This is a genomic window from Kordiimonas marina (assembly GCF_023006325.1).
Classification (GTDB): Bacteria; Pseudomonadota; Alphaproteobacteria; order Sphingomonadales; family Kordiimonadaceae; genus Kordiimonas; species Kordiimonas marina.
The window spans coordinates 581,830-601,321 of the sequence record NZ_JAINDF010000001.1 but is presented as its reverse complement, the minus strand read 5'-3'; the positions used below and the strand labels follow the sequence as shown (position 1 = coordinate 601,321).

The following is a 19,492-nucleotide window of genomic DNA, read 5'->3' as shown; positions in this document are numbered from 1 at the left end:
CACTTCGCATGATGTAGGAGCTGCTATGTCTATCACCCGTTTCTTCAAAATGTTCGTCGCGTTTGTCGTCATGTCCACCGCAGGGGTGGGCGCGTCTGCGGCGGATACGCCGGAATATGACATCGTGATCCGGAACGGGCGTGTCCTCGACGGCGCGGGCAACCCCTGGGTCCGGGCGGATGTGGCGATCAAGGACGGCCGTTTCGCCAAAATCGGGCATGTGACCGGCCACGGCAAAAAGGAGATCGACGCCAAGGGGCTTTATGTCTCCCCCGGCTGGATCGACATGATGGACCAGTCCGGCTCGGTGCTTCTGAAAAACGGCCTCGCGGAAAACAAGGTGCGCATGGGGGTGACCACCGCCATCGCCGGTGAGGACGGGACGCCGGTTCCGGCCGCAAAGATCAGCGCCTATTTTGACCAGTTGGAGAGGCAGGGCATCTCCCTGAACTTCGGCTCCTACTATAGCGCAACGCAGGCGCGGGTTGCCGTGATGGGAGATGGTGAAGGCCAGCCGACCGACAAGCAGTTGGCGACGGAGGAAGCGCTGGTGGCGGAAGCCATGCAACAGGGGGCGTTCGGGATCACCACGGCGCTCGTCTATCCGCCTGCCAGCTTCCAGTCCACCGATGAATTGATCGCGCTTTCCCGTGTTGCCGCGCAGTATGGCGGCATTTATGCCAGCCATATCCGGGGGGAGGGGCGCTATCTTCTCCCCGCGGTGAAGGAGGCCATCACCATTGGCCAGAAGGCCGGTATCAAGGTGGAAATCTATCACCTGAAAGCGGCCTATCAGCCTAAGTGGGGCATCCATATGCATGAACTTGGCAAGCTGGTGAACAAGGCGCGCGCCGACGGCGTGGATATCGCCGCCGATCTTTATCCCTACACGGCGGGCGGCACCGGGCTTGAGGTTTCAGTGCCGGATTGGGTTTTCAAGGACGGGTATGACGAGGGCATGAAGCGCCTCAGGGACCCGGAAATCCGCAAGCGGCTCAAGCGCGAGGTGCGTGCCCCGGCGACCAAGGAATGGTCGAACATGGTTCAGGAATCGGGCGGCTGGAGCCACGTGGTGCTGGCGAACTCGATCACGCCCAAATATCGGAAATACCAGTTCAAGAGCATCGCGGAGATCGCGAAGGAGCTTGGGAAAGACCCGGAAGATGTCGCATGGGATATCATGCTGGAGGCGCTGCCCGGCCGCGCAGTCGCGCTCTATTTCATGATCAGTGAGGACGATCTTCAATATGCCCTGAAGACCTTCCCCTGGGTCAGTATCGGCAGTGACGCGGCGGCGAGCGCTAGCGAAGGTGGGATCGATGCCCTCGGCCTGCCGCACCCGCGCAGCTATGGCACCTTCCCGCGGATCATTGCCGAATATGTGAAGAAGCAACACATCATTTCCCTGTCGGAAGCCATCCGGAAGATGACCTCATGGCCGGCTTCCAGGATGGGCATTACCGACCGGGGCGTCATCCGCAAAGGCATGTGGGCCGATGTGGTGCTGTTCAACCTTGATACCATCAAGGACCAGGCTGACTGGCAGCACCCCATGCGCTACCCGACGGGTATCGACTATGTGCTGGTAAACGGTGTGCCGGTGGTCGTGCATGGCAAACATACTGGCGCACGGCCTGGCAAGACCCTTAAAGGCGCAGGCTATGTCGGGAAGGGGGCTGCGCCTCACCCGCAGTCATAGCCTGCAGAGAAGGGCGTCTGCCACCTATGGCTGGCAAGTGGCGTATGTTTACTATTGTGAATATCCGTTTTATTATTGTGGATGTTTATGATAGCCCCTCCGGGGGGATGGCTGCCTGAAGGCAGCCGCCGCGGTGTGTGGTTGAGTATCGAATGATAAAAAGAATGGACCAGGGTCAGTATGGAAAAGGGTAAACTTAAACTCGGGGAAAAAATCCGCAAACTCAGGCGGGAACGCGGTCTGAGTTTGACCCAGATGAGCGATAAAACCGATATTGCTCAGTCTACCCTCTCGAAAATCGAAAATGATGTCATCTCCCCCGGCTTCGACAAGGTTGTCAGCATCTGCAAGGGGCTGGAAGTCGATATCACCGACCTTCTGCATGAACAGATTCCGGTCGCGGGCAGCCCGGCCAGGCCGACAGCCCGGATGACGGTTTCCCGCAAGGGAGAGGGCGAAACGGTTTCCTCCGAAGCGTATGAAAGCCGCTATCTGTGCTCGATGATCTCCAAAAAGGGCATGATTCCCATGGTCGTGGACCTGAAGCTTTCGGACGGCGATGAGAATGAAGGCCAGATGATCAGTCACCCGGGCGAGGAATATATCTATGTTCTCGAGGGCTCGGTGAAGGTGCTGCTGGATCAATATGCGCCCATCATCCTCGAAGAAGGCGATAGCCTCTATATCGACAGCCCCATGGGGCACCTCTATGTCGCCACCGGCGGCAAGCCTGCCCGCATCCTTGGGGTTACCCTCGCGGCGGATTAAGCGCCAAGGCGTGATCCGGCGCTTTCTCCTTTTCTTGAGCTTCAGGCGTCCGCCGGGGCGATGGCGATGGCTTCGATCTCAACCAGGGCATCCGGCACCATCAGCGCCGCGCACACTGTGGAGCGCGCCGGCGGCTGGTCGCCGACATTCTCGGCATAGGCGGCGTTGAAGGCGGGGAAGTCTTCCTTGCGGACAAGCCAGACGGTGACTTTGGCAATATCCTCAAGCCCGGCGCCCGCCATCTCCAGCACGCGCGCCATGTTGGCGAAGCATTGGTGCGTTTGGGCCGCAACGTCGTCCTCAGCCAAACTGCCATCGGGGCGGAACGGCAGGACACCGGACAGATAGATATGCTGGCCTGCGCGGACGGCGGGCGAAAGCGGGACGACAGTGCCGTCCTTTAGGACGGGCGGCTTTCCAAGGCGTTGAAGAGTCATTTGGAGGTTCCTTTTTTTTGGGCTTCGTGAGGGTGGTCAGAGACCGGGGCGGTCCGTGCGGTATGGGGCGGGGTCGATATCTGGCGCCTTTCCCGTGATCAGGTCGGTAAGCAAGCGGCCGCTGCCCGCGGCCATAGTCCAGCCCAAGGGGCCGTGACCGGCATTGATATAAAGATTGTCTATGGCGCCAAGCTTGCCGATCAGGGGAACACCGTCCGCGGACATGGGGCGGAAATCACACCAGGCCTCGCCGTCGCCTCCGTGGGCAAGCCCGGCTAAGGCGGGGTAGATGGTGGACAGGATATCCCTGAGGTTCTCTATCCGCCCGGTTGAGAGGGTCCGGTCAAATCCGGCGAACTCGGCAGTGCCCGCCACGCGCAGCCGGTCGCCCAGCGGCGTGATCGCGGCATGGAGGCTGTCATCCACAATCGGGATGGATGGGACATGCTTCATGCCGTCTGTGGGCAGGGTGAGGGAATAGCCTTTCACCGGCTGGATGGGCAGCCGCATACCGACTTTTCGTGCGAGCCCGGCGCTAAAGGTGCCTGTTGCCAGAATGACATTGTCCGCAAGGAAGCGGTCCTCCCCGGCGATGACTTCGGCAATGCTGTCACCGGCATGAGAGAAGCCTGTCACCTCGCAATTGAAATGGTAGGTAACGCCCAGCGCCTTGGTCTTCTCCATAAGCGCCTGGCAGAATTTATGGGCGTCGCCGCTTTCATCATCAGGAAAGTAGAAACCTCCCACCAGTCGGTCGGCCGTCGGCGCCAGGGCGGGTTCATGCGCGACAATCTCCCGTGGGGAAAGAATGTCGAAACGCAGCCCGTGGGGGACCAGTTGATCCAGTAGCGACGTCTTTTGTGCCAGCAGTTTCGGATCGGAATAAAGCTTCAACGTGCCACGGGGGGAAAAGTCATAGGCGATATCCTGCTCGGCCCGGATCTCGTGCATCATGTCCACGGAAAAATATCCCAGCTTGAAGTTGGCGGCGGTGCTACGCGCATAGGCCTCAGCCGTGGCATTGCCCAGGAACTTGAGGCCCCAGCCAATCATGCTCGGCAGGGCCTTGGGCCGGACCATCAGGGGGCTGTCCTCCCGGCCGATGGTCAGCAGCATTTCCTTCCAGCAGCCGGGGGCATTCCAGGGGTCGGACATGCTGGGCGTCAAGATGCCGCCATTGGCATAACTGGTTTCAAGACCAGCGGTTTCGCGGCGCTCGAGCACCGTGACATCCAGCCCGGCTTTGGAGAGAAAATAGGCGGTGGCAATGCCTTGCAGGCCGGCCCCTATGATGACTGCTTTCATCGTGGGTTTATCCCGAATCCGTAGGAAAAGTAACGAGGATCATTCAATAATATTCTTATAGTAAATATTATTATGAAAAGAAATATATTTTATTTTCATGGAACTCAGCGCTGGCGAGCACGGGCTGTACGCCTGCTCCGGTGGGTGGCGCTGGGGTGTCGGGCTGCTAAGATTTGGGGGTGTGAGGGGAAGGTGCGGGAGCGCTTAACGCCTAAACCTTCAGGTCCTGCGAGTAGAATTGCTCATTGGAGAAGATCGTCGTCAGGATGCGTTCTTCCGTCTGGTTCAGGACCTCCTGAATGATGGCCTTCAGGCGCGTCGGTTCATCATTCTTCATGACATTGATGGTCATAGCCTGCTGGTCGCTCGCGTAGGGCAGGCGCTTCTGAGCTTTCAGGTATAGCCAGTAGATACGCATCGCCGTGTCTTCAAGTTGGTGGGCCCATTCGATCATCAGCGGGTAGCCCGCGTCTTCGACCAGCATCAGGTTCATCTGCTTGTTCTTCTTGAGAAGCTCCAGTGCCTCCTCGTCGTTGGAGACCGGCTGCATCTTCTCAATTTCCTGGTTCAGCAGCTTCAGTGCCTCCAGGTCGACTTTGGCGGCGGTGAGGGAAAAGATCGCGGGCAGCAGAACCTTGCGCAGGGTAAAATTCTGCTTGATATCCAGAAGCGTGAGCGGGGCGACGAGCGTCACGCGCGGCGATACCGAGACAAGGAACTGCTTGGCGATCAGGCGCTCGATGAGGTTACGCGCAATCGTGCGGCTGATGCCAAACATATCGCTCAGGATATTCTCCGACACCTTCTGGCTTGGCGCCAGCTGCTGGGTGACGATGGCGTCCATGATGGCCTCATAGGCTGCGCGTGCATCGCTGTTCTGGAGCTCATCTCTCTGCATGTGGTGTCTGCCTGTTATCTCACGGATGCCCTTAAGGCGGGCATTTACCAGCCTTTTATACAGATTCCCCGCCGGACTCAAGCTGTTGTCCGGCCATGGTTCCCATTATAACTGCTATAATAATAAATAACACAGCTAAAATAGTTTGATTTAAAAAATAAGGCTGCTATAAATGCGGTGCCAATGACGCTATTTGCAGCCGTTGTGGAGTGGGAGGAAAATCTTATGAGGCCATACCGCGACGGTTTTTTGCCTGGCCCCGGGCAATCTGGTCCAGCCGGATACCAGCGTTCTGGACCCTGCATATCCTTTGGGGGTGCCATCCTCTTCTGTGCGCCTTTTGGGGGTGCTTCCCTCCCAGGTACCCCCAGTTTTTTTAATGGCATGAAGATGCGGAATCAGGTCATGAGATTTTTGGAGCGTTTGGCGGACATCATCCGCGAGCATGACTGCCTTTTCGGGAAAGGGGAGTGCTGGGCATGAGCTTCTTCCAGAAATATTTGCTGCCCGGTTTCATGTTCCAATCCGTCGTCATCGGTGGCGGCTATGCTACCGGGCGCGAGTTGGTTGAGTTTTTCTTCCAGAGCGGTCCCATCGGTGGCGTGCTGGGGCTTCTTGTTGCCGGTTTTGTCTTCGGCATAGTCCTGGCACTGGGCTTTGAATTCGCGCGTGTGAACGGCACCTATGATTACCGCCAGTTTTGCCGGGCTTTGTTAGGCCGGGCCTGGGTTATTTTCGAGCTGGCATTTGTCGCCCTGCTGCTCCTGATTCTGTCGGTCCTGGCCTCGGCGGCGGGCGAATTGGTGGCCGCGAGCGCCGGTGTCCCGCCGATTGTGGGCACCCTGCTGCTGATGGCGCTTATCGCCCTTCTGACCTTCTATGGTACGGAGGTCATCAAGAAGGTCCTCTCGGCCTGGTCGTTCGTCCTGTATGCCGTCTATATTGCTTTGTTCGTTCTGGCTTTCTCGCACTTCGGTTCCATCATCTCCGGGGTTTATCAAGACGCCAGTATGGGGGGTGGGTGGCTCAGCGGCGGTGTTCTTTATTCCGGCTACAATATGGCGGTGCTGCCGACGGTATTGTTCGCCGTGCGGGGGCTTAGTTGCCGCCGTGAAACTATGGGCGCTGGCCTGTTGGCGGGGGCAATCGCCGTTATCCCGGCGATCCTGTTCTATGTCGCCATGATGGCCTTGTACCCATCGATCGGGTCAGCGCCTGTTCCTGCGTCGGCGCTGATGACGGCTTTGAAGCTGCCTGCCTTTGAACTGGCGTTCCAGATTGTCGTTTTCGGCACCTTTGTCGAGACCGGGACTGCGCTGTTGCACGCTGTCAATGAACGGCTGGATGTCAGCGCGCGGGAGGCGGGGAAGACGCTGCCCCGTTATGTACGCCCGGTCGTGGCTGTGGCCCTGATCATCTTCGCCGTTCTGGCGGGGACCAAGTTCGGCATTATCAACCTGATTGCTGAGGGATATGGCGCCCTGACCCTGGTTTTCATCGGTGTGCTTGTCCTGCCGCTTCTGACGGTGGGGGCGTGGCGTGTGTTTTTCCGCGGGGGTCAGCCCGTGGCCGATGAGGCGTAAGGCCAAAGGGCCAAAGACGGTATTGCAGTAAAGGACGAACGGTATGGATACGATCACCCTTAAGGGGCCTTACCTTATCTTTTTGGGGCGAGAGACCCGGCAGGCTTTCGCCAAAACCGGCCTTGGGCTTGTTGAATGGCGGCGGGACCTGTGCCTGGGCCAACTCCGGCTGCCCGGCGGCATTGCGGATCTTGGCGTGCCGGACATGACGCTGGGTGAAGCCGTGAAGCGCGGTGTGGGCTCCCTCGTGATCGGGACGGCGGCGATTGGCGGAAAAGTCCCGGATGAATGGGTGGCGGTGCTCCTTGAAGCGGCCGGCCTTGGCCTGGATATCGTCGCCGGGCTGCATTCGTCTCTGTCTGCGGTGGAGGGCTTGCCTGAGGCGGCTGAGGAATCGGGCGCGCGGCTCGTGAATGTACGTATTCCGCCTGTCCACCTGCCGGTCGGGTCGGGAAAAAAGCGGAGCGGCAAGCGGGTGCTGATGGTCGGTACCGATTGCGCGGTCGGCAAGAAATATACGGCGCTTCAGCTGGAAAAAGACATGAAGGCACAGGGCCTGAACGCGACGTTCCGCGCCTCCGGCCAGACAGGCATCATGATCGCGGGCAGCGGTATTCCAATCGATGCCGTGGTCTCGGATTTCGTGGTCGGTGCCGCGGAACTCCTGTCCCCCGCGAACGCGGAAGACCATTGGGACGTCATCGAAGGCCAGGGTGGCATTTTCCACCCGGCTTATGCGCCCGTCAGTCTGGGCTTGCTGCTTGGCTCCCAGCCTGATGCATTTGTCGTCTGTCATGACGCGGGACGCGAGACGATTTCAGGCTGGGAACATATGCCGGTGCCGGAAATCTCACAGGTGATCGACCGCACGGTCGCACTCGGATCGCTCACCAATCCGGCAATCGAATGTGTCGGCATCAGCGTGAACACGGCTCACCTTTCGGACGATGAGCGCGCGGCCTATCTCGACGACCTGTCGCGCCGCCATGGGCTGCCCTGCGTCGATCCGCTGAAAAATGGCACCGGCAGCATCATCGCCCGGCTGACCACCCTGAATGAGAAACAGTCTGCCTCAGCGTGAGGCCCCAGCATGAGAAATGATATGAAGATCAGTTTTGAAAAAGTTTCCTTCCCGATGCGGGTGCCGTTCGTGATCACCGGTTATACCTTCACCGCCACCGATACCGTTCGGGTGACGCTTGAAAAGGATGGCGTGCAGGGGCACGGCGAGGGTGTGGGCGTCTATTATCTCGGTGATACCGCGGATGTCATGCTGGACCTTCTGGACTATGCCAAGCCGGATGTGGAGCAAGGCCTGTCCCATGAAGACGTGCAGAAGTTGCTGCCGCCCGGGGGCGCCCGCAACGCGCTCGATTGTGCCTATTGGGACCTTGAGGCGAAACTGTCCGGCATCAGTGTCTGGGACCGGTTGAAGCTTAAGCCTAAAGGCCTGAAGACCGTCTATACCATCGGGATCGGCAGTGCGGACGAAATGGCAAAATGCGCGGCCGACTATGGCACCTATAATAAGTTGAAGATCAAGCTGGACGGGAAAGACCCGATCCTCAAGCTGGAGGCTATCAGGGCTGTGCGGCCGGACGCCAGCCTGATTATCGATGTCAACCAGGGCTGGACCCTTGAAGAATTGAAGGAATATGCCCCGCACTGTGCGAGCCTTGGCATCGAAATGATTGAGCAGCCGCTCAAGCGCGGGGCGGATGAAGAGCTGGCGGGCTACAGGGCACCGCTTCCGATTGGGGCGGATGAAAGTTGCCTCCATGCCGATGAGTTCGACGCCGTCGCCGACTATTATGACGTCATCAACATCAAGCTGGATAAATGCGGCGGGCTTACCGCGGGGCTGGAGCTGGCCAAGATGGCCCTCAAGCATGGCAAGCGGCTGATGGTCGGGAATATGTCAGGCTCGTCGCTCTCGATGGCGCCGGCCTATGTCATCGGCCAATTCTGTGATTTTATTGATATCGACGGCCCTCTGGTGCTGGCGCGGGATGTTGAAAATCCCCTGTTTTACAGCACGTCTGGGGTGGTTGAAGTGCCGAGTGGCGCGCTTTGGGGATAGCGCCGGTTCGGACAAGGGGGCAATGGGCCCTGGGGAACGCGAGGAGCATCAAGTGAAACAGATACTGAAGGCAGTGTGTGCGGTTGTACTCATCATGTTTGGTGGCCTGGGAGCCTTGCAGGCGCAGGAGCCTGAAAAAGCGGCCCAGTCGTTCGGCGGGTACAAAGACCTTGATGTCTTTGTCGATACCATGGTCGCCACCCAGCGGTCCCTCCTGGACATTTCGGCCATGACGGTCTCCATCGTCAAGGACGGCAAGCTCATCTTTTCCAAGGCTTACGGCACGCAGGATATCGACCGTCATATTCCTGCGACCGCCGATAAAAGCACCTTCCGGATCGGCTCCACCTCCAAGCTGTTCACCTGGACTGCTGTGATGCAGCAGGTGGAGCGCGGCAACCTGGACCTTGATACCGACGTTAATAAATATCTGAAGACCTTCCAGATCCCGGCGACCTTCAAGGAGCCGATCACGCTCAGGCATATCCTGACCCATACCGCCGGTTTCGAGGATGGCGCGCTTGGCTATCTGATCAATTATGACCCTAAAACCAGCCTGCCGCTTCAGGCTGCGATGGCGAAATATATCCCCAAGCGGGTCAATAAGCCGGGGGCCTATTCCTCCTATTCGAACTATGCTGTCGCGCTTGCGGGGCTCATTGTCCAGAATGTGTCTGGTGTGCCTTTTGCCGACTATATCCGGCAGAATATTTTCGCGCCGCTGGGCATGAACCATTCCACGTTCCGCGAGCCGTTGCCGGACGCGCTGATGGGTGGACGGACCGTCGGATATGCCCGCAAGATGGGCGGCGAAGAAGCCCAGCCTTTCGAAATCATCTCCAGTTTTGCACCGGCGGGGTCCATGTCCTCCACCGCGGATGACATGGCAAAATTCATGATCATGCATCTCAATAATGGCCGCTTCGGTGATGTGCGCCTTCTGAAGGAGGCCACCGCCAAACAGATGCATTCCGTCCTCTTTCAGGCGGACAAGCGCCTGCCGGGCATGGCGCACGGTTTCTATGAGGAATATTTGAACGGCCACAGGCTGATCGGTCATGGCGGCGACACCATGCAGTTCCACACCAACCTGATGCTGGATGAGGCCGAGCATCTCGGCATTTTCGTCTCCTACGCGACCGAGACAGGCCGCCACGGGCGCGACCAGTTCATCAAGTCGTTCTACGATCACTATTACCCTATGCCGCTCAAACAGATCACGCCGCCTGCCGACTTCAATAGCCGCGCGGAGGCCTATGCGGGTGAGTATAAATTCTGGCGCCGGAACTTCAGCACCATCGAAAAGGCCGGGGGAATCCTGGGCGGCAGCGTTACCGTTGCGCCCACCGGCAAGAACACGCTGATGATCGGCGGTGTGTTCGAGCCCCGCCAGTATGTTGAGGTGGGCAAGGACCTGTTCCGCCAGGTGGACGGCACGCGCACGCTCGCCTTCGGCCGGAACGCGGACGGCAAGGTCCAGGATCTCTATTTCGACTTTCTGCCCTTCATGGCGCTCAGCCGCGCGCCTGCCTTCGAAGGCAAGCTATTCACCCTGGTGCTGCCCCTCGTGTGCATTCTGATCCTTCTCAGCGTCTTCACCGGCTGGATTTACCGGCGCAAGGATTATCGGGCTATGGATGGCACTGACCGTATGGCCATTCGTTTCTCCATGGCCGCGGCTGGCGTCAACCTTCTGTATCTGATCGCCCTTGGTGTCATCGTCGCAAGCTACGGTGAAACGCTCTATGAAGGCATCCCGACCATCTTCGCCGTGAACCAGACACTCACGCTGGTGGCGGTTCTCATGATGCTGGGCGTGGTCTGGTGTGCGGTCCGGGTCTGGCGCCGCGGGCGTTGGACGATGGGCCGCCGGATCCACTATAGCCTCGTAGCGCTCGCGGCCGTGTATCTCAGCCTGTTCTATTATTACTGGAACATGCTCGGGTGGCAGTATTTCTAAGGACAGGGTGTGCCGGGCCGTCATGGGACGCCCGGCTTGAGCGGAGAAAAATCGTGACCCAACAGACACGGTGGATGGCGGACAGGGACCGGACCTTGCTGGCGGAGCTGTTGCGCGCGCCCACCGAACATATGATGGTTGGTGGCGGCGCTCTCCAGCAGCATGGCGGAGATGCCCAGCGACTGGTGCGGCGGCTCAAGCGGTTCCAGGCTTATGCCGGCTGGCGGCTTGAGGTTGACCGCAGAGCCGTCGGCATGGATGTCACAGCCTTCATCTTTGTGAAGCTGAAACGGCAGGATGCCCAGACGCTACAGTCGTTCCGGGAGAATTTGTCCGAACAACGGCAGGTGATACGGATGGCTTCCCTCTCCGGTGAGTTCGATTTCATGCTCGAATTTGTCGGGCGATGCGTTGCTGAGCTGAATGATTTCCGGTCCAACTATCTGAATGCCTGCGATTTGATTAAGGGGACGACCACCTTGATCTCCCTTGAATAGAGGCCCCTGATATTTTGTCTGCTGAAATGTGAGTTCAAGATTGAATGGGCGCGTCCGCACGGCTAGAGTGCGCGCCGAACAGAATGACCTTTTGGCCAGCATGGCCTTTAGGATAGTAGACGAGGGAGTTTTCACCATGGTTCAAGCAGGCGGTATTGCGGGCGAACAGCTCCGGTCCTTCATCGAACGCATCGAGCGTCTCGAAGAAGAGAAAAAAGGCATCGCCGAAGATATCAAGGAAGTCTATGCCGGCGCGAAAGCCGTAGGCTTCGATACCAAGATCATGCGGAAAGTGATCGCGGTCCGCAAAATGGACCAGGCCGAGCGGCAGGAGCAGGAAAGCCTGCTGGATGTTTACCTGCACGCCGTTGAAGGCGGCCAGTTGCCGGAACCCGCGGGCGAGGAATAAACCCGCGGCCCACGGCCACAAAAGTTTCAGATGGCGCCCCATTGCGGGCGCCATTTTTTATGGTCGGTATAGCCCGGAATTCTGTCCGGAATTGTCAGGTGAAAGAGGGTGCCTATGGTATCGGTGAGGTTCCCGGCATAAAGTACGGTAAGCTCGGGGCGTGGGAGGATGATGTGAAATACGGAAAAGCCAGCCTATATGTGGCCGCTGGGTTTCTGTCCCTGTGGGGCGGTGCTGGGGCGCACGCACAATCCGCGGATATCAGTGGCGGCCTGAATGACGGTCACCGGGATGCGCCAGCGGACCTTATCCTCACCAACGCGCAGGTGAAAACGCCGGACGGTTGGGTTCAGGCGCTTGCGGTCCGACACGGGACGATTATCGCCCTTGGGGACAACACGGCGGCGCTTCATTTCAAAGGGGCGAACACCACGCTTCTGGACCTGCACGGCGAAACCGTTCTGCCCGGGCTTCATGACATGCATGTCCACCCGCTGTTTGCAGGCATGGAGAAGCTGTTCTCCTGCGCGCTGCCGCCGGGCGCAGATGCGAAGGCCGTGCGGGCGCGCGTCAGCGCGTGTGCTGCGGGGAAAAAGCCGGGGCAGTGGATTTCAGGCGGCAACTGGGTCGCTGGGGCCTTCAAGGCGGGTGAGCAGACCAAGGCGCTGCTGGATGAGGCCGCGCCTGACAATCCTGTTATCCTGACCGACGAGGCCCACCACAGCATTTGGGTGAACAGCAAGGCGCTGGAGGCCGCTGGCGTTACCGCCGAGACCAAGGCGCCCATGGGCGGCATCATCGAAAAGGATGCGGCGGGGCAGCCGACGGGCCTGTTCCGCGAAACCGCGGTAGACCTTGTCGCGACCCACATGCCGACCGCGACGCTTCAGGAAAAACGCCAGGCGCTCCTGTATTCCGCGCACAAGATGCTGTCCTACGGCATCACCTCCTTCATCGTGGCATCTGTCCGCTACGGCAATATCGATGCGCTGGCTGAACTTGCCGATGAGGGGCTTCTGAAGCAGCGGGTGCGCGGTTGCATCGTCTGGAACCCGGCGCCCGAAGTGGCGCTCAAGGCCACCGAAGCCCTGATCACTGACCGGGCCTATTATACCCGCGGGCGCTTCCATCCGGACTGCGTGAAAATCTTCATGGACGGTGTGCCGACCGAAAGCCATACCGCTGCCATGCTGGCGCCTTATGCCCACGGTCATGGTGCCAAGGGCGCGCTTCTGCCCCCTGTGGCTCAGTTGAATGAGGCTGTGGCCCGGTTCGACCGTGAAGGCCTGCAGGTCAAGTTCCACGCTGCGGGGGACGGTGCCGTGCGCGCGGCGATCGACGCTGTCGCTTATGCCCGCGCAAAGAACGGTTTTGGCGGCCCCATGCATGACGTGGCACACAACAGCTTTGTTGATCCGGCGGATATTCCGCGCGTGAGGGGGCTTGGCATGGCGTGGGAGTTTTCGCCCTACATCTGGTACCCGACGCCGATCACCGCTGATGTTGAGAAGGCTGTGGGCCCCGCACGTATGAAACGTTTCATCCCGATCCGGGAGGCCGTGACGACCGGCGCCAATGTGGTTATGGGCTCTGACTGGTCGGTAGTGCCGTCGGTCAATCCGTGGCTCGCTATTGAGACCATGGTGACGCGGCAAGTGCCCGGTGGTGGCGCGGCGCTGAATAGGGAAGAGACCGTCAGCTTTGATGAAGCCATGAAGATCGCCACGCTGGATGGCGCCCGCCTGATGGGGGACAGTGACAAGGTCGGCCAGCTTAGCCTCGGCATGAAGGCCGATATGATCGTGACCGAACAGAACCCTTACAAGGTCAAGATAACCGACCTCCACACCACCAAAGTGCTGATGACTTTTATCGATGGCGAAAAGGTTTTCGACCGCAGCGCCGAATAAAAAAACGGCTGGCCGGGCAAGGTGCCTGACCAGCCGCGTCACCGGCAACGGGATACCGGTAAATAGAATCAGTACTGGCTTTCGGGGATGACGACCTTCAGGCCTTCAAGTGCCGGGCTTACCTTGATCTGGCACGACAGCCGCGAATTGTCCTGGCGGTAGTCGTTGAACTCCAGCATCGATTCTTCCATGTCGCTGGGGGTACCGACCTTATCCATGAAGGCCTCATCCACATAGACATGGCAGGTGGCACAGGCACAGGCGCCGCCGCATTCGGCCAGAATGCCTTCAATGTCGTTCTGCATTGCCGCTTCCATGACGCTTTCGCCGTCCTCGGCGTCAACCGTCTGCTCGGTTCCATCGGCGTGGATGTATGTAATTTTCGTCATGCGTCACCTACTGGTTCTTGAGTGATTTGAGAATATCCATCATTGAAACTGTCTGGTCCTGAAGGTCTGTTGCCTTCAAAGGCAGGCCCGCCTTCAGGATCTGTTTGCCCGCCATGAAAGACTGCGGGTCATTGACTGCGTCGACCGCGACAAAATCGTCGCCAGCGAAATAGAAAACCGCGAACTTGCCGCCCGCTACATCGCCGCGGATGACCGTGTGGGTGTGCGGCGTGAACAGCCCGGCGGTCTGAATTTTGGTGTCATACTGGTCAGACCAGAACCAGGGCGGTTCATAGCCGGGACGCGGCTTGCCAGTGATATGGCAGGCTGCAATTTCAGCCTGTTCAATTGCGTTGGGCACGCTTTCAAGCCGAAGCGGGGCTTCGCGTCCCTCAAGCGGCCGGAAACTGCAATCGCCGATCGCGTAGATGTTCGGGTCGTTCGTGCGCGCGTCCGCATCCACATGGATACCGTTGCTGACCTCAAGCCCTGCGGCTTCGGCCAGTTCCTGATTGGGCAGGACTCCGATACCGACAAGCAAGAGGTCGGTGCCGATTACCCGGCCGTCCTGCATCCGGATACCGGTGAGGGCACTGCCGGCATGTTCGAATTCTTCGACTTCGGCGTCAAACAGGATCTCGACGCCGTGGCTTTCATGCAGGCTTTTGAAATAGGCGGAAATTTCATCGCCGGTCACGCGGGCCAAAAGGCGTGGCATCCTTTCGATGACCGTGACCTCGATGCCCATTTTGCGGAGCACAGCCGCAGCCTCAAGCCCGATATAACCGCCGCCGAGCACGGTTACGTGGCGCAGGTCCGGGATTTTGTCTTTCAGCGTCTTGGCGTCGTCGATGCCGCGCATCACCTGCACACGGTCCAGCCCCTCAAGCTCGGGCAGTTGCCGCGGGCGGGTGCCGGTCGCGATCACCAGCCGGTCATAGGGCAGGGTCTGGCCGTCCTTGGTAGCCACGGTTTGTCCGTCGCGGTCGATGCCGGTGACCTCGGTGCCCAAATGCAGGCTGACATTCTTGGTCTCGTAAAAGCTGGCGGGCTTCAGATAGAGCCTTGCTTCCTCCATCTCACCTTTGAGGAAGGCTTTTGAAAGCGGCGGCCTTTGGTAAGGCGGATACGCCTCCGCGCCGATCAGGTGCAGTGCCCCCTCGTAGCCTTTCGCCCGAAGAGAATGAGCAAGCTGGATCGCGGCCTGTCCGGCCCCAATCACCACAATTTCATTCACTGACAGATCCAGCATGGCCTCATCCCACTTCCCTGTTTCCTCACCTTTCCCTAACTGAGGGCGGGGCAGGGCACCGTGCAGATTCGGCCAAAGTGATCAGCGGAAATGGAAGTTCAGGCGCCGGACGCCTTCAGCTGGCGGCGATAGTCGGTTGGCGTGAGGCCCTTGCTCCAGCGCGCGAAGGCGCGGGTGAAGCTCGCCGATTCGGCAAAGCCGATCAGGTGCGCGATCTCGGTGACCGACATGGTCGTCGTCTGTAGATATTCCTTGGACAGGTTATAGTTTCGCGTATCCAGAAGGTCGGAGAAGCTGATGCCTTCGGCCTTCAGTCGGCGGTAGAGGGTGGCTTCGGACATGCCGATATGGTGCGCCACTTTCAGGGCGGTCAAAGGCGGCATGATCCGGTTGCCATAAAGGACATATTCGACCTGGTCGCCGAAGGTCTTCATCCTCTGGACGGTTTCAAACTCCTTGTCCAGATACTGCCTGAGGATCGGGGACAGGCTTTCATCCAGCACCTTGCCGCGCACGCGGTTGGCGCTCGCCGGGATGGTCACGCAGTTCTGGTCCTGATTGAAAAAGACAGGCGCCTTGATCTGCTTTTCATAAAGCTTCTTGTCCACCAGCGGCCCGTGGCGGAAATGCACGCCCAATATATCAATGTCGTCCTCAGCGAAGATTTTGATGAGGCGTTTCGTGAGCGTGAGCGAGAATTCCACGTCCTGCCGGCAGTCATGGTCACGCGCGTGCAGGATCTGATAAACGAGGGAGGTCTCCTCCTCATCCTGGATTACCTGCGCATAGGTCACGCCCTGCAACAGGTTGATATAGTGCGCGAGGTTCTGGAGCGCTTCCAGGATGGTCTTGGACGATAGGAACAGGAAGCCGATGGCGCCCAGGGTCTCGGGCCCGGCCGAGCGTGCCAGGTGGACGCCCAGGATCGGGTTGCCGGAATGCTGGGCTGCCAGCTCCATAAAGCGGAGATAGCCACGCAAGGGCACCTCACCGTTCGTGCGCATGACATCGTCGGGTGAAATGCCGCTTTCCAGCATCAGGGCATCGGGGTCGATGTCATGTTCGATGAGCGGCGTGCGCAGGCTGCGCATCACGCTCGCCCAGATCTGGGGCTCCAGTGTGGCATGGCTTTTCTGCACCCAGACTCTCCTTTTGATCCCGTCAGACGCGTGTTTGACTGAATATATCAGTTAATTGATCGAAATAAACAAGAACGTGGTCAGGATGATCCGTACACTCGAAGCACAACTGATGGGGTTGTCATTTTCGAGGGGTGGACATGATGCAAGCCGCTTATGTGAATGCGTCTGCGCTGGCTGACTGGAAAGGGGTTCTCGCACAAAGAGGGCTCGATACAGCACGCGTTGATGAACTGCTCAGCAAACCCAACACGGCAGGGAATGCCTACGGGCACCAGGTCATTGGGCTTGGGGATTTTGTTACCACGGTGGAAAGTGCGGGCAAGGTGAACAACCGCTCAGGTCTTTCCTGGGCCGTGGGCCTCGCCGCCAACTATGCCAAGCGCGGCCGGGTCGGCAGGGCGGTGATGGGCGGCAAGACGCTCGGCGCCGTGTTCCGCCGTCTCGTTCAATATTACCCGCTTATCCAGGACCATACCGACCTGAACCTTCAGGTCTCCGAACGTTGGACCACCCTTGGCTACCGCATTCTGGACCCGGACATCTGGCCCAGGACGGAAGACGCGCTCTATACCCTCGGTGTGTTCGCGGGCTTCGTGAAGACCGCCGCGCCGGAGGCCTGGAGCAGTGTCGAGATTTCGGTCGAGGCTGAGAAGGAACTGATCCGCGCTGACCTCAGTGACGTGGTGGAAGCGAATGTGATCTATGGGGCTGATGCCAACGCCATCCGCTTCCCGACCCAGTTGATGAGCCGGCAGGTGGACCTTCTGCCCGCAGTGGATAATGACTATCTGAGCGGCCTGTCACGGCTTCTCAGCGAAAAGAACCGCACCAAGAAGATGAGCGACCGGGCAAGGCAGCTGATCTTCCAGGGCCTCAGCACCGGCAAGATCAACCAGGATTATATCGCCAAGGAACTGGGCGTGTCCTGCCGCACGCTCCGCCGCAAGCTGTCGGATGAGGGCCTGAGCTTTCAGTGTTTACTGGACGAATGCCGCAGGCGTGTCGCCATGCTGGAATTCAAGGTCAGCCCGGGCCAGTCGCTCTCGGAAATGGCGCTCAAGCTCGGCTATTCGGAACATAGTACCTTTTCCCGCGCTTTTCAGCGCTGGGCCGGTGTTGCCCCCCAGGAATACCGCAAACTGGTCTGACGCTGCCTTCTCCCCGAACAGGCGACATGACCGCATTGGCTAAGCCCGCTTCGGCGGGCTTTGCTATTGTCGGCCATCGGAACAGCGTTTAAGGGACAGGTATGGCGCATTTACTTTTGATGGAAGGCAACCCGAAGAAGGTTCGGGAAAAGGCTGCGGCGATCAGTGTCCGCGCGGCAAGCGAAGTCTATGGGCAGTCGATCAGTGCCCATTTCCCGGACATTGACCTGACGGTCGTGAATGCGGCTGACCCGGACGCCGAAATCCCCGGCGGGCTGTCGCTCAGTGACTTCGACGGCATGGTCATCAGCGGCTCCAGCCTGCGGGCGTTCGACAACGACCCGGGCGTGACCCGTCAGATCGATCTTCTGAAGGCCTTCTGCGAAACCGGGAAACCCGTCCTTGGCAGTTGCTGGGGCCTCCAGATTGCCGCGATTGCAGCGGGGGGCGAGGTGGCGCCAAGCCCCAAGGGCCGCGAGATCGGCTTCGCCCGCAAGGTGACGCTGAATGAAGCTGGACGCGCGCACCCCTATTTCAAGGGGCGGCACCACAGCTTCGATGCCCCCTGCATCCATTATGACGAAGTCAGCCGCTTGCCTGCGGGTGCCACGCTCCTGTGCGGCAACCGCCACAGCGAAGTTCAGGGCGCGGTGATCCCGATCGGCAAGTCCGAAGTCTGGGCGGTTCAGTATCATCCGGAATTTGATGTCGAACAGCTGTCGATGCTGTTCCGGCTTTATAAGGAGGATCTGGTCAGCCAGGGTTTTTTCCACACCGAAGATGAGGCCGAAACCTTCAAGGGTCTTCTGGACAAGCTGGTTGAAAACCCGGAGGCGAAAGCCGCGGCCTGGCAGCTGGGCATTGATGCCGATATCCTGCATGACGAGATGCGCCGGGCCGAGATCATCAACTGGGTTGAGCACTGCATCCTGCGCTGATTGCTGCAAGCTTCACAGAAAAGGCCGGGCACCACGGGGTGTCCGGCCTTTTCGTTTCGAATGCGGAATGATCAGCGCGTCCAACCGCTCTCCGGCCGGTCGAACCAGACATGAACCTGGCTTGTGCCGACCGAATTCTCATACTCGCTGAATTGGCGACCCTTGGCTACGCAGTCGCGTCCGCCGATGGCCGCCGCCATCATCAGATAGTGGCCGAAGGCGCCTTCGGGCCGGAATTTATAGTAGGCATCCATATTGTCGATCACGGCAGCATGGTTGCCTTCCTTGAACCAGGAAAGACGCTCATAGTCGGCCTCGCGCGCGCCGTCCGAAAATATATATTCCGGGTTGGCGGCCTCGTACTTGCCGATGCTGATATCCCGGAACGGACGGAAGGTGTGACTCATGGACCCGCTGGCGAGGAGCACGACGCGTTTGCCGGATTTTTCAATGGCGCGTCTTATGCCTTCACCGACCGACAGATAATCCTGGGCGTCGGCGGACATACACACGCCTACACTCAGCCATGCTTCTCCCCTGTTCAGGTGGTGTGCCACATTCACGGTGCCATAGTTGATAGGCAGGTACGGATCGTCGATCGCAGTACAGCGGGTGCCGACATCATTGACGCTCTCTTCAATCAGGCGGGCGAGGTCGGGATCGCCCTTGAGGTCATAGGGAACCTGCGACATGCCGCGCGGCAGTTCTTCCGATGTAAACTTGCCCTTGCGGCGCTCATGCGACGTGACCACAAATTCAATCAGGGTCGCCCAGTGGGTATCGAAAACGATAACCGCATCGGGTTTCAGGGCATCGAGAACCTCCTCACGCAGGCGCTTGAGGCCTTCAATCAGTGTGGTGTCCTTGCCGGCGTATATTTCCAGCCGGTCCTCCAGCGGTGCCATGATTGTTGGGACATGCGATACCAGCCCTGCACCCACTATTTCACCCATGGTTATTCTCCCTCATCCGGATGGGTTTTCTGACACTCACTGTAGCGAACGGCGCGCTCATGAACAGGTTTGGGCCGAAGTATGTCCACATCTGCTAAGACGTTTGGCAACCCACGGGCTAGCT

18 protein-coding genes are annotated in these 19,492 nt (G+C 59.1%); 11 read left to right on the top strand and 7 right to left on the bottom strand.

What is annotated here, in order from left to right; all coding sequences use genetic code 11:
- The first annotated feature begins 25 nt into the window (after positions 1-25).
- Together K6118_RS02740 and K6118_RS02735 are read left to right on the top strand one after the other, a co-directional pair.
- Positions 26-1,699, top strand: a complete 1,674-nt coding sequence (locus K6118_RS02740; protein ID WP_247118680.1) for an N-acyl-D-amino-acid deacylase family protein — start codon at positions 26-28, stop codon at positions 1,697-1,699.
- 180 nt (positions 1,700-1,879) lie between these two features.
- Positions 1,880-2,467 (top strand): helix-turn-helix domain-containing protein, encoded by a 588-nt coding sequence (locus K6118_RS02735; protein ID WP_247118679.1) that lies wholly within the window; start codon positions 1,880-1,882, stop codon positions 2,465-2,467.
- A 41-nt stretch (positions 2,468-2,508) separates the two neighbouring features.
- Here K6118_RS02735 and K6118_RS02730 read toward each other — a convergent pair whose 3' ends face one another.
- From K6118_RS02730 to K6118_RS02720, 3 genes are all read right to left on the bottom strand, one after another.
- Entirely contained in the window at positions 2,509-2,904 is a 396-nt protein-coding gene (locus tag K6118_RS02730; RefSeq protein WP_247118678.1) for a RidA family protein, read from the bottom strand.
- Between the two features lie 36 nt (positions 2,905-2,940).
- Positions 2,941-4,209: a D-amino acid dehydrogenase gene (locus tag K6118_RS02725; RefSeq protein ID WP_247118677.1), complete on the bottom strand. Its 1,269-nt coding sequence runs from the start codon at positions 4,207-4,209 to the stop codon at positions 2,941-2,943.
- Positions 4,210-4,420: 211 nt separating this feature from the next.
- On the bottom strand, positions 4,421-5,107 hold the full coding sequence (locus K6118_RS02720) for a GntR family transcriptional regulator (RefSeq protein ID WP_247118676.1): 687 nt from the start codon (positions 5,105-5,107) through the stop codon (positions 4,421-4,423).
- A gap of 479 nt (positions 5,108-5,586) precedes the next feature.
- On the opposite strand from K6118_RS02720, the gene K6118_RS02715 reads away from it, so the two are divergent.
- The 7 genes from K6118_RS02715 (at position 5,587) to K6118_RS02685 (ending at position 13,546) form a co-directional block, all read left to right on the top strand.
- Positions 5,587-6,690: a YkvI family membrane protein gene (locus K6118_RS02715; RefSeq protein ID WP_247118675.1), complete on the top strand. Its 1,104-nt coding sequence runs from the start codon at positions 5,587-5,589 to the stop codon at positions 6,688-6,690.
- 43 nt (positions 6,691-6,733) lie between these two features.
- Positions 6,734-7,771 (top strand): N-acetyltransferase DgcN family protein, encoded by a 1,038-nt coding sequence (locus K6118_RS02710; protein ID WP_247118674.1) that lies wholly within the window; start codon positions 6,734-6,736, stop codon positions 7,769-7,771.
- A 21-nt stretch (positions 7,772-7,792) separates the two neighbouring features.
- Positions 7,793-8,770 carry a dipeptide epimerase gene (locus K6118_RS02705; RefSeq protein ID WP_247118673.1) on the top strand — a complete coding sequence of 326 codons (978 nt, stop codon included), beginning with the start codon at positions 7,793-7,795 and terminating at the stop codon, positions 8,768-8,770.
- Between the two features lie 52 nt (positions 8,771-8,822).
- On the top strand, positions 8,823-10,730 hold the full coding sequence (locus tag K6118_RS02700) for a serine hydrolase domain-containing protein (protein ID WP_247118672.1): 1,908 nt from the start codon (positions 8,823-8,825) through the stop codon (positions 10,728-10,730).
- Positions 10,731-10,783: 53 nt separating this feature from the next.
- Entirely contained in the window at positions 10,784-11,227 is a 444-nt protein-coding gene (locus tag K6118_RS17475) for an Lrp/AsnC family transcriptional regulator (RefSeq protein ID WP_247118671.1), read from the top strand.
- A 136-nt stretch (positions 11,228-11,363) separates the two neighbouring features.
- Positions 11,364-11,636, top strand: a complete 273-nt coding sequence (locus tag K6118_RS02690) for a DUF2312 domain-containing protein (RefSeq protein WP_247118670.1) — start codon at positions 11,364-11,366, stop codon at positions 11,634-11,636.
- Positions 11,637-11,734: 98 nt separating this feature from the next.
- Complete coding sequence (locus tag K6118_RS02685; protein WP_247118669.1) at positions 11,735-13,546, top strand: amidohydrolase; 1,812 nt, start codon at positions 11,735-11,737, stop codon at positions 13,544-13,546.
- 68 nt (positions 13,547-13,614) lie between these two features.
- Here K6118_RS02685 and K6118_RS02680 read toward each other — a convergent pair whose 3' ends face one another.
- From K6118_RS02680 to K6118_RS02670, 3 genes are all read right to left on the bottom strand, one after another.
- Positions 13,615-13,935 (bottom strand): 2Fe-2S iron-sulfur cluster-binding protein, encoded by a 321-nt coding sequence (locus K6118_RS02680; protein ID WP_247118668.1) that lies wholly within the window; start codon positions 13,933-13,935, stop codon positions 13,615-13,617.
- A 7-nt stretch (positions 13,936-13,942) separates the two neighbouring features.
- Complete coding sequence (locus K6118_RS02675) at positions 13,943-15,187, bottom strand: NAD(P)/FAD-dependent oxidoreductase (RefSeq protein WP_247118667.1); 1,245 nt, start codon at positions 15,185-15,187, stop codon at positions 13,943-13,945.
- Between the two features lie 98 nt (positions 15,188-15,285).
- Positions 15,286-16,326, bottom strand: a complete 1,041-nt coding sequence (locus tag K6118_RS02670; protein WP_247118666.1) for an AraC family transcriptional regulator — start codon at positions 16,324-16,326, stop codon at positions 15,286-15,288.
- A gap of 140 nt (positions 16,327-16,466) precedes the next feature.
- On the opposite strand from K6118_RS02670, the gene qhpR reads away from it, so the two are divergent.
- Both qhpR and K6118_RS02660 read left to right on the top strand, forming a co-directional pair.
- Entirely contained in the window at positions 16,467-17,477 is a 1,011-nt protein-coding gene (gene qhpR, locus K6118_RS02665) for an AraC-like transcriptional regulator QhpR (protein WP_247118665.1), read from the top strand.
- A 101-nt stretch (positions 17,478-17,578) separates the two neighbouring features.
- The gene (locus K6118_RS02660) at positions 17,579-18,415 is read left to right on the top strand and encodes a type 1 glutamine amidotransferase (RefSeq protein ID WP_247118664.1); all 837 of its coding nucleotides are present in this window, start codon (positions 17,579-17,581) and stop codon (positions 18,413-18,415) included.
- A 71-nt stretch (positions 18,416-18,486) separates the two neighbouring features.
- Here K6118_RS02660 and K6118_RS02655 read toward each other — a convergent pair whose 3' ends face one another.
- Positions 18,487-19,368 carry a DODA-type extradiol aromatic ring-opening family dioxygenase gene (locus K6118_RS02655; protein WP_247118663.1) on the bottom strand — a complete coding sequence of 294 codons (882 nt, stop codon included), beginning with the start codon at positions 19,366-19,368 and terminating at the stop codon, positions 18,487-18,489.
- Positions 19,369-19,492: the final 124 nt, after the last annotated feature.